17 protein-coding genes are annotated in these 14,887 nt (G+C 53.4%); 13 read left to right on the forward strand and 4 right to left on the reverse strand.

Annotation, left to right across the window (positions count from 1 at the left end; translation table 11 throughout):
• The first annotated feature begins 47 nt into the window (after positions 1-47).
• Positions 48-263 carry a zinc-ribbon domain-containing protein gene (locus EVJ28_RS10835; protein WP_236633483.1) on the forward strand — a complete coding sequence of 72 codons (216 nt, stop codon included), beginning with the start codon at positions 48-50 and terminating at the stop codon, positions 261-263.
• Between the two features lie 174 nt (positions 264-437).
• Entirely contained in the window at positions 438-701 is a 264-nt protein-coding gene (locus tag EVJ28_RS10840; RefSeq protein WP_131488923.1) for a hypothetical protein, read from the forward strand.
• A gap of 15 nt (positions 702-716) precedes the next feature.
• Here EVJ28_RS10840 and EVJ28_RS10845 read toward each other — a convergent pair whose 3' ends face one another.
• On the reverse strand, positions 717-1,523 hold the full coding sequence (locus tag EVJ28_RS10845; RefSeq protein ID WP_161566976.1) for an HAD-IIB family hydrolase: 807 nt from the start codon (positions 1,521-1,523) through the stop codon (positions 717-719).
• Between the two features lie 64 nt (positions 1,524-1,587).
• On the opposite strand from EVJ28_RS10845, the gene EVJ28_RS10850 reads away from it, so the two are divergent.
• The 5 genes from EVJ28_RS10850 (at position 1,588) to EVJ28_RS10870 (ending at position 4,424) form a co-directional block, all read left to right on the forward strand.
• Positions 1,588-1,839: a hypothetical protein gene (locus EVJ28_RS10850; protein WP_070329166.1), complete on the forward strand. Its 252-nt coding sequence runs from the start codon at positions 1,588-1,590 to the stop codon at positions 1,837-1,839.
• A 117-nt stretch (positions 1,840-1,956) separates the two neighbouring features.
• The gene (locus EVJ28_RS10855) at positions 1,957-2,517 is read left to right on the forward strand and encodes an RNA polymerase sigma factor (RefSeq protein WP_131457549.1); all 561 of its coding nucleotides are present in this window, start codon (positions 1,957-1,959) and stop codon (positions 2,515-2,517) included.
• Positions 2,514-3,227, forward strand: a complete 714-nt coding sequence (locus tag EVJ28_RS10860; protein WP_131488927.1) for an anti-sigma factor — start codon at positions 2,514-2,516, stop codon at positions 3,225-3,227. The genes EVJ28_RS10855 and EVJ28_RS10860 overlap by 4 nt, the downstream gene beginning before the upstream one ends.
• 83 nt (positions 3,228-3,310) lie before the next feature.
• Positions 3,311-4,222 carry a Gfo/Idh/MocA family protein gene (locus EVJ28_RS10865; RefSeq protein ID WP_131488929.1) on the forward strand — a complete coding sequence of 304 codons (912 nt, stop codon included), beginning with the start codon at positions 3,311-3,313 and terminating at the stop codon, positions 4,220-4,222.
• 16 nt (positions 4,223-4,238) lie between these two features.
• Positions 4,239-4,424, forward strand: a complete 186-nt coding sequence (locus EVJ28_RS10870) for a hypothetical protein (protein ID WP_131488931.1) — start codon at positions 4,239-4,241, stop codon at positions 4,422-4,424.
• A 36-nt stretch (positions 4,425-4,460) separates the two neighbouring features.
• Here the strand turns inward: EVJ28_RS10870 and EVJ28_RS10875 are convergent, their stop codons facing one another.
• Positions 4,461-5,378: a DMT family transporter gene (locus EVJ28_RS10875; RefSeq protein WP_131469938.1), complete on the reverse strand. Its 918-nt coding sequence runs from the start codon at positions 5,376-5,378 to the stop codon at positions 4,461-4,463.
• Positions 5,379-5,705: 327 nt separating this feature from the next.
• On the opposite strand from EVJ28_RS10875, the gene abc-f reads away from it, so the two are divergent.
• Positions 5,706-7,541 (forward strand): ribosomal protection-like ABC-F family protein, encoded by a 1,836-nt coding sequence (gene abc-f, locus EVJ28_RS10880; RefSeq protein ID WP_131488933.1) that lies wholly within the window; start codon positions 5,706-5,708, stop codon positions 7,539-7,541.
• Between the two features lie 17 nt (positions 7,542-7,558).
• Here abc-f and EVJ28_RS14220 read toward each other — a convergent pair whose 3' ends face one another.
• Together EVJ28_RS14220 and EVJ28_RS10885 are read right to left on the reverse strand one after the other, a co-directional pair.
• Positions 7,559-7,720 carry a hypothetical protein gene (locus EVJ28_RS14220; RefSeq protein ID WP_167615757.1) on the reverse strand — a complete coding sequence of 54 codons (162 nt, stop codon included), beginning with the start codon at positions 7,718-7,720 and terminating at the stop codon, positions 7,559-7,561.
• Between the two features lie 606 nt (positions 7,721-8,326).
• A complete protein-coding gene (locus EVJ28_RS10885; RefSeq protein WP_070329442.1) occupies positions 8,327-9,175 on the reverse strand; it encodes a Cof-type HAD-IIB family hydrolase in 849 nt (282 codons plus the stop codon).
• Between the two features lie 166 nt (positions 9,176-9,341).
• On the opposite strand from EVJ28_RS10885, the gene EVJ28_RS10890 reads away from it, so the two are divergent.
• The 5 genes from EVJ28_RS10890 to EVJ28_RS10910 all read left to right on the forward strand — a co-directional run bounded on the left by EVJ28_RS10890 (position 9,342) and on the right by EVJ28_RS10910 (position 14,870).
• Positions 9,342-10,856: a BCCT family transporter gene (locus EVJ28_RS10890; RefSeq protein WP_131488935.1), complete on the forward strand. Its 1,515-nt coding sequence runs from the start codon at positions 9,342-9,344 to the stop codon at positions 10,854-10,856.
• Between the two features lie 127 nt (positions 10,857-10,983).
• Positions 10,984-12,261, forward strand: coding sequence for a kynureninase (gene kynU, locus EVJ28_RS10895; RefSeq protein ID WP_131488937.1), 1,278 nt, complete (start codon positions 10,984-10,986; stop codon positions 12,259-12,261).
• 11 nt (positions 12,262-12,272) lie between these two features.
• On the forward strand, positions 12,273-13,112 hold the full coding sequence (kynA, locus tag EVJ28_RS10900; protein ID WP_131457562.1) for a tryptophan 2,3-dioxygenase: 840 nt from the start codon (positions 12,273-12,275) through the stop codon (positions 13,110-13,112).
• A 12-nt stretch (positions 13,113-13,124) separates the two neighbouring features.
• The gene (gene kynB, locus EVJ28_RS10905) at positions 13,125-13,751 is read left to right on the forward strand and encodes an arylformamidase (RefSeq protein ID WP_131488939.1); all 627 of its coding nucleotides are present in this window, start codon (positions 13,125-13,127) and stop codon (positions 13,749-13,751) included.
• 132 nt (positions 13,752-13,883) lie between these two features.
• A complete protein-coding gene (locus EVJ28_RS10910) occupies positions 13,884-14,870 on the forward strand; it encodes a glycosyltransferase family 2 protein (protein ID WP_131439439.1) in 987 nt (328 codons plus the stop codon).
• The last annotated feature ends 17 nt before the right edge of the window (positions 14,871-14,887 follow it).

Raw genomic sequence — 14,887 nt, forward strand, 5'->3', positions numbered from 1 at the left:
CCGTATGCTAGAAGAAACGAATCTTTTGTGAAAGGGGTACGCCCGTCATGACATACGTCATGCTGGCCGTTTTGGCCATCTTCTTATTTATTTCCATGATCTTTGCCGCCAAGGCGTTGCCGAACTTGAAAGACGTCTTATTCAACCGCGGAAGCTTGTTCGGTCAAGAGAGCGAGACCGTCACGTGCCCGAACTGTAAACAGACGTTCAAACGGGCACCCGGCAGTAGCCAAACTTGCCCCCACTGCTATCATTCATTTTGACCTAAAACACCCGAAGACCCGCACAAACGGTTCTTCGGGTGTTTTTGAATGTGCTCCGCGGTCAAAGTAACCGTTTACGGCACGGTGATTAGTGAAATATAACCATTACTTATTTAGCCGATTGACCACCGCGACCAAAACATGAGAGAACTGGACCCTCTAAAGGAGTTTACAATGTCATTTATTACCGACCACGAATTGTACGAACGCATCCAACAAAAAGACGCCCTCGCTTTAGAACTCCTATACGACCGTTACGAACGCATATTATACGCCGTTACACTGCGTTTGACGACACGCCCTGACTTAGCGGAAGCCGCCCTCGTGACCGTGTTCACCGAACTTTGGCACAGTCACGTCTCATTTGATTTTTCCACGAGAACGGTTCGGTCCTATTTGCTCGCGAGCGCGCAACAATCGGCACTCCGTTTCGCTTAAAGTGCATGAAGTGAACTAGTGCGACCGTGTCTCCTGCACAAACCGCATCAACACCTCTAGTATTCCTTCCGCATAACTTCCCGCGGTCACACGATCGTGCTCAGACTTGGCTTGCTCCGTCCCGTTGCCGAGGACGTATCCGTTACCGACGTGCTTCAACATCGCCAAGTCGTTCCCACTGTCACCGAACGCATACGCTTCGCCCACTTGAAATGCACAGCGGGTACAGACGTAATCGACCGCGGCGGTCTTCCCGGCTCCGCGTGGGATGAAGTCGATATCATACGCCCCGACGGGATCTCCGGCGAGCGGATTGCAACGACTGACGTTGACCGCGATCCCAAAATCACGAGCGGCCGTTTGGATACGCTCTAGCTCGACTTTATCTTCACCGAAGTAATAATAGTTGTGCATCCACGCGTTCGTCCCCATGTTCGTCTGCGGCTCAATCGTGAGCGCATGGTGAGCCAACGTGTTGACGACCTGTTCGACACGGCGAGAGAAATCAGACGGGAACAGTGACTGGAAGTTCGAGTCTAGCTCGAGTTCTCCTGCAGTTGTAATATGGTATAGCTCTGTCCCGAGGCTCGAGGCGATCCGATGCGGAAAGTAGCGCATGTCGGCCCGCCTCACCTTCTCAGAAATCGTCTCAAGCGAGCTCCCCGTCACCCACATCGTCGACAACCGATGGGAGTGCTGCTCGAGAAAATCTTCGAGCCGCCGCAAGTGCTCGAGCTGTTCAGCCGTACACGCATGCGGGAAATACGTCTCGTCGAAATCAAAACAGACGAGCGTCCGCCCCTCGTTCGTAAATCGTTCCATGGTCATCCTCCTTGTGTCGTCATACCCCATCTCGTATAGTAAAAGGACGAAAGGAATGAGCGACATGAAAAATCGATTAAGTCGGTACTACTGTCAGTATAGCGGAATCCTGATCGGTTTTGCCCTCGTCTTCGCCTTTTTATCCGGTGTGCGGACGTATCCGTTCTGGCATCAGTCGCTGTCAAACGGGCCCGCGCTTGTCATGACACTCGTCACGGCGGCGCTGTTCAGCTACGCGACACATCAATTGCTCACCTACTTGAATTTACGACTCTTCCGTCAAATCGGGGATGCAACTTCCACGTGTTCACGTTGAACACGATGGATACATACGATCATTCACAAAATAGTCATAATCAAATAGGCATCCATTTGATGATTCTATCCGTTAGATAAATACAAGGGACTCCCTTCATGAGTAAAGGAGAACGCCATGACTGATATTGAATTGTATGAGCGCGTCAGGAAAAAAGACAAGCAAGCGCTCGAAACACTATATGACCGCTACGAACGAATCTTGTACGCGTTCGTCATGCAACTGACGAAAGACCGCGACCTCGCCGAAGAAGCGATGCAAGAAGTTTTCATCAAACTGTGGCGCGGTGGCGGTGTGTACGACGAGTCGAAAGGCAAGTTCAAATCGTGGCTGTTCACGATGAGCCGACACGTCACGATCGACTTGATTCGAAAACGCAAACCCGATTTACAGCTCGATGAATCATATGCTGAAGCGATTCCTTCCCCGTCCCCTTCTGTCGAGACCGAGGTCGAGTGGCAAGAAGAACGGACCCAAATCGAGACGGCGATGGCCGAGTTGCCGGTCGAGCAACAAAAAGTCGTCCGGCTCATGTATTTCCAAGGTCTCAGCCAGCAGAAAATTGCCGACGCGTGCGACATCCCGCTCGGTACCGTAAAAGGAAGGATTCGATTAGCGCTGAAACAGTTACGAAAACATCTATCCCATGACGATATAGATAAGGAGGTGGAACGATGAACGCCTGTGACCAATTGATCGACTATTTCAACCAACATTTAACGGAAGACGAACGGATTCGCTTCGAGGCACATTTAGCAACATGCCAAACGTGCCAAGAAGAACTCGAACAACTCGAGGCACTCGTCGGAGGCGTCGCGTTCCTCTCTGAACCGACCGAACCACCGAGCGGCATGAAGGCTCGCATCCTCGACAACGTCTTTTCCGAAGACACAACTGAACCGAAGCTCGTCAAAGCCGAACCGGCTCCCGTCACACCGTTCACGGAAACCCGTAAGAAGCAGAAGTCTTCGTGGGGAGCGCTCGCACTCGCGGCCGCACTCGTCCTCTCACTCGTCGGTAACGGCTATCTGTTGATGAATCAAGACGAGCCGACCGCGATTACCTTGACCGATACGGTGCCACTCGAAGGCGAATCAGAAGGGGTCGCCTACTTGGCCGAACAAGACGGCGATCGCCAACTCATCGTCCAGACGAACGGCCTCGCACCGCTCGAGGCGAACGAAGTGTATCAAGTCTGGTTGCTCAAGGACGGATCTCCGATTCCGACCGGTGCGTTCGTCACAGACGATAAAGGCAACGGTACCGTCATCTATACGCTCGACTCGACCGAGTCAGCGACAGATTGGGACACGGTCGCCGTCACGAAAGAGCCTGAACGGGGCAATCAAACACCCGAGGGCGACATCGTGTTAAGTGCCAGTCTCTGACATAGAATCGGATGACTTTACGCGTGAAGCGTAGGTGTCATCCGGTTCTTTTTTCGTTATGATGAGAGAAAGGAGTGGTACATATGAGAAAACCGAAAATCGGTGTCGTCGGCCTCGGCGGCATCGCCCAAAAAGCGTATTTGCCCATCTTGACGAACAGCACCTCGTTCGAACTCGTCGGCGCCTACTCTCCGACACAGGCTAAACGGGATGAAATTTGTCGGGCTCATCGGATGGAATCGTTCACGGGACTCGATTCGCTCGCCTCGTCTGTCGATGCGGCGTTCGTCCATAGTTCGACCGAGACGCATTACGAGGTCGTTTCCTACTTACTCGCGCAAGGCGTCGACGTGTACGTCGACAAGCCGCTCGCCGCAACCGTCGAACAGGCCGAACGGCTCGTCGAAACGGCAGAACGTACGAACCGCAAGCTGATGGTCGGCTTTAACCGTCGCTTCGCCCCGATGTATAATCAAGTGAAGGCAGCGGCCCCGTTCCACTCGCTCGACTTCGTCAAGCACCGAGGGGAAGGGTTGCGCGGACACGATTACCGGTTCACGTTACTCGACGATTACTTGCACGTCGTCGATACGCTCCGCTATTTTGCCGGAAGTGACTTACGGCTCGTGACGGGACAAATCGAGACGACCGCATCGAACGGACTCCATTTCGCACGTCACGTCTGGCAAGATGAAAACGGCCTGCATACGACGTCGATGCACCGCAAGGCGGGCGTCAATCACGAAGGACTCGTCGCCATCAAGGACGGACTCCGTTTGACGGTCGATGAAATGGTGACGCTCAATCGCTTCGAGCACGGCACGCATTCGACCGAGACGTTTGGTTCGTGGGATACGTTGCTCACGCAGCGCGGCTTCCAAGGAGCAATCGACCACTTCATCACGGCGCTAACCGACAACACCCCGATTTTGACGGACGGACGCGAGGCGTTGCTCACCCAACAACTAGTCACAGACTTGTTCAGCAGACGCTGAGAGGATGAGACTTCGGATGAATTTCTTTTTCTACATCATGATCATCGCCGTCAACGCCATCGTTGCGGACACGATCATCAAAACGCGCAAAGCACGCGTCGAGGAGCTTCGTCTCAAAGTCGAGCAAGAAAAGCTGGCAATCCAGCGGCTCGAACTCGAGATGAAGCGCGACCAGGACAAATTGGATGAACACGGATTTTAAAAAGACGGTCGGCCTTCATCGGGCCGACCGTTCGTGTTATAAAATGTTTCGTTCGTATGAAGCCGTCACGTCGAGGCGACGCTTTTGCCGCCGTTCGACGAGTGTCGACCAGGTGACGGCCGTGACGATACAGGCAGCGCCGATGAAAAAGTTGCGGTCGAGCTGTTCGCCGAGAACGAGCCAACCGAGATAACCTCCGACGAGCGGCTGAAAGAAGAAGAACAACGACCCGACGCTCGCATCCATCAGTTCGAGTCCTTTGTTCCAAAAGAAGAACGCCCCGGCCGTCGAGATGATGCCGACGTATAAAACGCTGAGCCAAAGGACGCTCGTCATGTCCGGAACGCCAGACTGCACGACTTCTAGCCCCATGAGCGGTGTCATCAAGACGAAGGCGATCCCAATCGCGAACGTCGTGATCGTCAGAGACGAGACCGTTTGCGAGGCGACTTTGACATACACGGACATGAGCGCCCAGGTGATGGCGGCACCGACCAAGACGATGCTGCCAAGCAAATACGTCCCATCGACGTGCCAGCCGACGACGATGATGACGCCGAGCGTCGCTAAGACGAGTGACCCAATTTTGACAGGTGTGAGCTGCTCTTTCAAAATCAACCGGGCGAACAACACCATGAACGCCGGCGTCGCTGCTGTCACGAGTGAACCGGTGTGGGCATCGGACAGCTTCGTGCCGATGAATTGGAATGAGATCGAGGCGACGTAACCGATCACACCGACGCGCGCGATCCATTTCCAATCCTCGCGCCTCACTTGTTCACGACCGAACAACGACCATGCCGCGAACAAGACGATGAACGCGACGGCGTAGCGCATCCAGACGAGCGTGAACGGCTCGATAAACCCGAGCGCATACTTACTGACGACGTACATACCGCCCCAAATACTAGCGGCGAGCGCCAAACTGATGGCACCGAGCCATTCCTTGCGCATCTTCATCCCTCCTTTGATTCCTAACTAATACGACGTCCATCGAATGAACTCCTGTTTTTCAAGCGTTGTCGAAACCCAAGAAATCGCTTACACTAGTTGTATCGATGATCGAAAGGAGGGAGAAAGGTGAACTTTGTCGGACGTACGCACTGGTCAACTGAACATTTGTACATTTTGCGTGCGATTTTTCACGATGTTGCTTAACCATAGGACCCGTCTGTCCTGTTTTAGACATTGTTGAAAATACGACGAAGCGCCTCTCTTCCTTACCGAGCGCTTGTTTGCGCTCGGTTTTTTTGATAGGCCTCGACTTTAGGAGGAACTTACATGTTGATCGACATGCAACATATTCAAAAACAATTCGGTGGCCACGCCGTCCTGACTGATGCCAATCTTCACGTGAACGCAGGCGAACGGATCGGACTCGTCGGACGGAACGGCAGCGGCAAAACGACGTTGCTCCACTTGATCGTCGGCACCGAGGCGCCGGACGATGGCACGATTTATCGAAAACAACGGCTCAACATCGGTTATTTGGCACAATTGCCCGACTATCCGGACAAGAGCGGGCGCGACGTGCTCTACACCGCGTTCGCCGAACTGATTCGACTCGGCGAGGCGATGCATGCGCTCGAGACAGAGATGGCGTCAAGCGACAGACTTGAACCGTTATTAGACAAATACGGAGCGCTCCAAACCCGATACGAGCAGAGCGGCGGCTATGTGATCGACTCCAAAGTGAACGCTATGATCGACGGGCTACGCCTCACGCGGTTTGTCGACCGCCCGTTCGACACGTTAAGCGGCGGCGAGCGGACGAAGATCGGGCTCGCTTTGGCACTGCTGCAAGAACCGGAACTGCTCATCCTCGATGAGCCGACGAACCACTTAGACTTAGAAGCGATGGCTTGGCTCGAGTCGTTCTTACGGGACAGCCCGTCGACGCTCCTGCTCGTCTCGCACGACCGGGTCTTCCTCGATGCCGTCGCCACACGAATCGTCGAATGCGAGGACGGTGAGTTGACGAGTTTTGACGGCAATTACAGCTCGTTCGTCGCTCAAAAAGAGAAGCTATTGCTCGACCAATTCCATGCCTACACCGAGCAACAAAAGAAAATCAAGAAGATGAAAGAGACGATCCGGCAGTTACGCCAATGGGCGAACGAGGGCAATCCCCCGAACGAAAAGTTCTACCGCCGCGCCAAATCGATGGAAAAGGCGCTCGCTCGGATCGAGACGATCAAAAAACCACGACTCGAGGCGATTCAGCCCGACATCACGTTCACCGCGAGCGGGCGAACCGGGCGCGATGTGTTTGAAGTGACAGACGCTTCTGTCACGTATGACCAGACCGTGTTCCAAAACGTCTCGTTCTACGCCGGTCACGGGGAGCGGATCGCCATCGTCGGACCGAACGGCAGTGGCAAGTCGACGCTCTTGAAGCTATTGCTCGGCAAGATCGAACCGACTTCCGGAGACGTTCGCCGGGCGGAACGGGCCCGAATCGGCTACTTGTCCCAGCACGTCCAGTTTGAAGACGGGCATCGATTAATCGAGGCGTTCCGAGACCGGATCGCCGTCGACGAGGGCAAGGCACGGCAGTTGCTCGCCCAGTTCTTGTTTTATGGAGCGAGCGTGTTCAAACCGGTCGGCAATTTGAGCGGCGGTGAAAAGATGCGGCTCATGCTCGCGGTCCTCATGCACGAGGACATGAACGTGCTCGTTCTCGACGAACCGACGAACCATCTCGACATCGAAGCGCGCGAGGCGCTCGAAGAAGCGCTCGACCGCTTCACCGGAACGCTCGTCGTCGTTTCCCATGACAGGTACTTCTTGAACAAACTGTTCCCGATCACGTATTGGCTCGATGGAACGATCACCCGTTTCCCGGGAAATGTCGCCTACGCGCTCGAAAAACGGGTTGAACCTCACATCGCCGAACCCGTCTCGCAACCGAAAGCCAAAATAGCCAAACCGCAACGGCCCGTCGATACCGCGGCCGACGAGGCACGATTGAACCAGCTCGAAGATGATCATCAGCGTCTACTCGCTCAAATGAACGACACGAACGACGTCGAGGAACTGATGAAGCTGCAACGACAAGCCGATGCGCTCCAAGCTGACATCGATACGCTGCTCAATCAGTTGCTTGAATCGATTTAACGACGAACGACGCCGTGTCAACGGCGTCGTTTTTGTTCGAACCAGGATTGGACTAAAAAGCCGGTCACACCGACCGCCATCAAAAAATACGGGACGACGCGCGGCACCGCGCTCGCCTCTCCGATTGACATGAGCAGCAGTCCGCTCACGAACGTGCCGAGCCAGTACAATTTCGGCATAGATTCACCCCTTCATTCATCACCTAAGAAAAAGCGCCACACGTGTGGCGCTTAACGGTGAGCATTTTCTAAAAAAGCGGACTTTCACCCGATCGAGAAACATCTCGATCGACCGTCCCAGCGGATTGGTCAAATACGTGCTAGAAAATCGACGCGATTCACGCAATGATTTCTGAGCGTACGTTCGTCTAGAGGTCGATATAGCCTGGCACAGAAGCAAAAAATCGGTTCCGGATTGGCATGTTACCGACACTTCGACTGTGAAAAATGAAATCTGTCACGAACCTCGTCCTGCTCACCTCTGTTTCCAGAAAAATCGATACCTGTTGACGTCTGCTTCCCCAAAGCATCATGTTTGTCTGCCCCTTGCCATTTTAACATACGCAAGGTGGACGACAGATCGGATATGAAGGACGGTCACACAGGTCGATTTTTCTGACATGCTGTCTCTCGTTTCACCGAGCCGGCCTCGGCCAAACAACGACTGAATCTTTGTTTCATCCGTTGCCCCCTTTCAGCTCAACACGTTGAATGAGGACTACATTAATACAATAGCCGTTCTGCCCAGCGACGAACCCTAGTTCACCATTTCTTCAAAATTTCAGCTCATACATAACGATCCAGCGCATACGCGACTCCATCCGCCTCGGCGTCTTTCGTAATATGGGTACTGATGTCTTTTAGCGGATCGACCGCGTTGCCCATCGCAATTCTCGTCTCCGCCACTTCAAACATCGAGATATCATTCAAGTTGTCCCCGATCGCAACGATCTCTTCTTGCGGGATCTGATGATGCTCGGCGAGCTGCTTCAGCGCCATGCCTTTACTCGCCTTCGGATGTCCAATTTCAATCTTCGTCCATCCCGCCGTCGTGATCAAAATATCAGTCCGCGGCTCGTAAAGCTTCCGTAGCTTATGCAGCTTACGACGATCGAACGAATAGATGAACACTTTGTACACTTCATCGGCTTCAAAATCAATCTCATCAATCGTATCGACGTACGTCAGGCCGAACTGTTCATTTTGAATCTCGATCTCCCGCTCGCCCCACTCTCGGGTGAACGACTGGTCGTGCGGCAACACCTCATCTAATTCGCCTTTTAACAAGTCGGTACCCGTGCGCAACACTTTGACACCGGCGTTCGTATAAAACTCGACGTACGTATCATGCTCATGTGCCACGTCCCATAACTCCTGAACGACTTGTTTCGGGAGGGCGTGATAGTAAATACGTTCATTTTCATAAAATGCGATCGCCCCGTTCCCGGAAAGGATCGGGCACGTCAACTCGCTCCGCTTCAAAATTTCCTCGATATCATGGATTGAGCGTCCTGACGAGATGGCGACCAAATCACCGCGCTCCTGGCGTCGCCGGATTGCTTGTTGGTTCGCTTCCGTGATGACACCGGTGCGCGACAATAACGTCCCGTCTAAGTCGATGGCAATCAATTTCATTTAATTCTCTCCTTTCAGCATGTTTATCTCCATTCTAATTCCCTGATTTGCTCAGTCTCAACTGTCAGATTGCACAGTAAATGAAAACTCCGGTTTCCCACTTTCAAAAATAGGGAATTTATTATTAGTTCTCAATAATATTTGTCCGTTCGGAAAGGAGTTCTTTATGAACATCTCACCTGGAAAGCCGCGTTTGAATCGTGTGTTTTACATTTCTGCGAGCATCATTGCCCTGCTCGTCTTATTCGGTGCGATTCGCCCGACATTATTTGCTGACATCGCCGGCAGTATCTTCAACTTCACGACCCAGTCGTTCGGTTGGTTCTACTTACTCGCCGTCTTCTTTTTCGTCCTCTTCTTAATCTTCCTCGCTTTCAGTAAGTACGGAAAGATTCGTCTCGGGACAGACAGCGATCGCCCGCAATACCCGTTCTTCACTTGGATCGGAATGTTATTTTCGGCCGGGTTCGGGGTCGGGCTCGTCTTTTGGGGCGTCGCTGAACCGATGAGTCACTTCATCACGCCCCCCTATGCGGATACGACTGAACTGACAGTCGAGGGAGCCCGACTCGCCATGGCCTATTCGTTCTTTCACTGGGGTGTCAGTCAATGGTCCGTCTTCGCCATCGTCGGATTGATCATCGCCTACTTCCAGTTTCGCCGGAACACAGATGGACGAATCTCGACAAGTTTATCCCCGCTCATCAAAGAACGGCCTTACAAACAACCGCTCAACCAAACAATCGACATTTTTGCCGTCATCGCGACGGTCATGGGTGTCGCGACGTCGCTCGGGCTCGGCGTCCTGCAAATCAATGGCGGACTGAATAGCGTCTTCGGGTTGCCGAACACGGCACTCGTCCAAGTCCTCATCATCATCGTATTGACCGTCTTGTTCTTGACGTCGACGACGACCGGGCTCGATCGCGGGATCAAATGGCTCAGTAACATCAACCTCGGAACGGCACTCGTGTTGATGGTGTTCGTCTTCTTCGCCGGTCCGACCATCTTCATCTTAGAGACGTTCACGCTCGGGCTTGGCGACTATTTGCAAAACTTTATCCGCTATAGCCTCCGTCTCCAACCGTATCAACAAGGGACATGGGTACGGGACTGGACGATCTTCTACTGGGCATGGGCCATCGCCTGGTCGCCATTCGTCGGCGCGTTCGTCGCTCGTGTCTCACGCGGCCGTACGATTCGCGAATTCATCGTCGGTGTTCTCATCGTACCACCGTTCATCGCGCTCATGTGGATCGCTGTGTTCGGAGGAACCGCCCTTCATCTCGACTTGTTTGAAGGGACATCGATCGCCCAGGCAGTCGATGCCGACGTCACGAGCGCCTTGTTCGTCACGTTTGCCGAACTGCCGTTCAGTTTCATCCTGTCTGTCTTGTCGATTTTATTGATTCTCACGTTCTTGATCACGTCGGCCGACTCGGCGACGTATATCATCAGCAGCATGACAACGAACGGAAGATTGAACCCGCCGCTTTCCGTCCGCATCGTCTGGGGCATCTTGCTCGGTGGCATCGCCGCTGTCCTGCTCATCGCGAGCGGGCTCGAGGGGCTACAGACCGCTTCCTTGATCTCGGCGCTACCGTTCACGATCATTCTAATCTTGATGGTGTACACGCTGTTCAGCTTGTTGCGTCAAGAGAACATCAAAAAAATCAAATGAGCTTGTCTGAGCCGCCGATTTCATGGCGGCTCTATTGCTGTCTCGATGCGTCGGTCCGTGTTGACACGTATGCGTCCGATTGCTACGCTTTTGTCAGCATGGCACGATAGTCAAAGGGGGAAATGGTATGGTTCAAGATTTCACACGCGGTTATGCGGAGACGCGAGACGCAAGCGACCCACTCGCACGCTACCGGGGAGAGTTTTACTTGCCGCAAGACGGGATCTACATGGACGGGAATTCGCTCGGCCTGTTATCGAAACGAGCCGAGAAGACGCTGCTCGAATCGCTCAGTGATTGGAAAGAACTCGGGATCGACGGCTGGATGTCGGGGCGCCATCCGTGGTTCAACCTGTCAGAAGAGCTGGCCGCACTCAACGCGCCGCTCATCGGTGCGAGTGCCGACGAAGTCATGGTCACCGGATCGACGACCGTCAACTTGCACCAGCTCGCCGCGACGTTCTTTAAGCCGGTCGGCAAGCGGACGAAGATTCTCGCCGATGCGCTGACGTTCCCGTCGGACATTTACGCACTTCAAAGCCAACTCCTGCTACGCGATCTCGATCCGGCCGAGCATCTCGTGCAAGTGCCGAGCCGTGACGGCCGTTATTTAAATGAGGATGACATCATCGCCGCCATGACCGACGACATCGCGCTCATCGTCTTGCCGACGGTGTTATACCGGAGCGGTCAAATTCTCGACATGGCCCGACTCGCCAAAGCCGCACACGAACGCGATATTTTGATCGGCTTTGATGCATGCCACTCGGTCGGTGCCATCCCGCACGCGTTTCACGCTTGGGGCGTCGACTTCGCCTACTGGTGCAACTATAAGCATTTGAACGGCGGACCGGGAAGTGTCGGTGGGCTGTTCGTCCACGAGCGTCATTTCGGGACGACACCAGGTCTTTCCGGCTGGTTCGGATCAAGAAAAGATAAGCAGTTCGACATGGACCATACGATGACACCGGCTGAGCATGCCGGTGCGTTCCAAATCGGGACACCACACGTCATGAGCCTCGCGCCGCAACTCGGCGCGCTCGAGATGTTCAACGAGGTCGGCATGAAAGCGATTCGTGAGAAGTCGCTCGCTTTAACGACGTATATGACCGAATTGATCGATGAACTGCTCGAACCGCACGGCTTCGTCATCGGCAGCCCGCGCGATGAAAAACGACGCGGTGCCCACTTGAGCCTCGAGCATCCGGAAGCGGCTCGTATCTGTAAAGCGCTCAAACAACATCGCGTCATTCCTGATTTCCGAGCGCCGAACATCATCCGCCTCGCACCGGTCGCGCTCTACAACACGTTCACCGACGTGTACGACGTCATCATGATCTTGAAAAAAATAATGGACAACAAAGAATACGAGGCGTTCGAGAACGTCCGTGAAGTCGTGGCTTAAGGAGATTAACGATGAGTGAACGTATCGAACATAAAGTCGAGCAATCGATTCAAACTGACTTTTCAAAAGCCATGTCGTATGGCGACTATTTACAGCTCGACCCGATCTTATCGAGTCAACATCGCCTGTCGGACCACCACGACGAGATGCTGTTCATCATCATCCACCAGACGAGTGAGCTGTGGATGAAGTTGATCTTGCATGAGTTGACGGCGGCCGTGACAGCCATCGAAACGGGTGAGCTCGAACGCTCGTTCAAAATGCTCGCCCGCGTCTCGAAAATCCAACAACAGCTCATCCAATCATGGAGCGTCCTCGCGACGCTCACGCCGGCCGAATACTTAGAGTTCCGTGACGAGCTCGGCTCGTCATCTGGTTTCCAATCGTACCAGAACCGCCAGATTGAATTCGCGCTCGGCTTTAAAAACGCACGGACGCTCAGTGTCTATGCCCATGACGAGGCACTGTATCCGCTCCTCGAGGCGTCACTGAACGCACCGAGCATCTATGACGTGACCGTCCATGAGATGCACCGCCGCGGACTGCATATCGACGCGGACGTGCTCAACCGGGACGTGACGCAAGACTGGGAGTGGAACGAGAGCGTCGAGAACGCTTGGGCCGCCGTGTACCGGGACGTCAACACGTATTGGGACTTGTACGAACTTGGCGAGAAGCTGCTCGACATCGGCAACCAACAACAGATGTGGCGTTTCAATCATATGAGCACGGTCGAACGGATCATCGGTCAAAAAATGGGCACGGGTGGATCGTCCGGCGTGAACTACTTGCGCCGCGTCCTCGACCACCGTTTCTTCCCTGAACTATGGACCGTCCGGACAAAATTGTGAGGAGACATAACGATGACACAATGGATTGACGTATCACAGCCGCTCGACGACTCGATCACGACATGGCCGGGCGACACAAAGTTCAACTACGAGATCGCTTGGCCGATGGCGGACAGTGGCTCCGTCAACGTCGGCAAAGTGACGATGAGTCTACATACAGGCACACATATTGACGCCCCGTTCCATTTCGACGATGCCGGCAAGCGGGTGATCGACCTCGACCCCGGGCTCTACATCGGACCGGTCCGGGTCATTCATTTGCCCGGGCGACAAAAGATTGAAGCAAATGATTTGGACGGATTCGACTTGACCGGTGTCGAGCGCCTCATCCTGAAGACGGACGGATGGCCGAACAAAGCTGAATTTCCAAGCCAAATCCCGGAACTGACGCCATCCCTCGCCGAGCGGTTGGGACAGCTCGGTATTTATTTGATTGGTCTCGACCTGCCATCGGTCGACGCCATCGACAGTAAAGACATGGACGCCCACCACGCGCTCGCGCGGAACGGCGTCCACATCCTCGAAGGGCTGGTCCTCGATGCGATCGCGCCCGGAGATTACGAATTGAACGCCGTCCCGCTTCCAATCGTGGAAGGTGACGGTAGCCCGGTGCGCGCATTGCTCCGCTCGATTGACTAACTGATCTTACATCCACTCCATTTTGACGGTGTGGATGTTTTTGTTTTATGTGAAAGAAACCATTGACGCTTGAGTTTGCAACTGTTCGGGAATGGATAATCATCGGAAGTATGTAGAAAGGAGTGTTTTTTTATGAAGACGATTTCTATGGTATTACCTGCCTATAACGAAGAAAAAAACATTCCTCTCATCTTCGACGCCATCCATGAACAGTTTGACGGCACCCCTTATTCTTATGAAATCTTATTCGTGAATGATGCAAGTTCGGATCGTACACTTGATGTAATTAAATATTTGGCTAAGCGTCATCCTGAAGTGCGTTACATCTCATTCTCGCGAAATTTCGGGAAGGAAGCAGCCATCCTGGCCGGGTTACAACACGCGACGGGGGATGCGACGATCTTGATGGATACCGATTTACAGCATCCGCCGTCCCTGATTCCGGACATGGTTGCCGGTTTCGAGCAAGGATTTGATCAAGTCATCGCCAAGCGCGACCGAGCCGGCGAAAGCAGGACTCGAAAACTGGCCTCTCGGACGTATTACAAGCTTATCAACAAAATTGTCGACGTCGAACTCGAGGACGGTGTCGGTGACTTCCGCCTGCTAAGCCGCGAGGCTGTCGACGCTCTCTTACGAATGAACGAGCATCAACGGTTCTCAAAAGGCTTATTCTCGTGGATTGGCATGGAACAAAAGACGATTACTTATCAAAATGTGCTCCGTCAAAACGGCGAGACAAAATGGTCGTTTAGCCAACTATTCAATTACGGTGTCGACGGGTTGATCTCTTTCAATTCGAAACCGCTGCGCTTTTGCTTTTACTCAGGCGTATTGATTTTACTACTGTCGATGCTCTATATTCTGTTGACACTGTTTGACATCATTCAAGACGGTATCGACACACCAGGCTATTTCACGCTCATCTCAGCCATCCTGTTGCTTGGTGGAATCCAGCTCGTCAGCCTCGGGATCATCGGTGAGTACGTCGGTCGCATCTATTTTGAGACGAAACGCCGTCCGGCCTACTTGATTCAAGAAACTAACATACAAAGGAAGAGTGCGAATGAACAAGAGAAAGGCCGAGTTTATAAGATTCGTCGCCATTGGGGGAATTAATACTCTTAACTACTATT

Origin of the sequence: Exiguobacterium sp. SH3S3 (assembly GCF_004337115.1) — a bacterium.
Lineage (GTDB): Bacteria > Bacillota > Bacilli > Exiguobacteriales > Exiguobacteriaceae > Exiguobacterium > Exiguobacterium aurantiacum_A.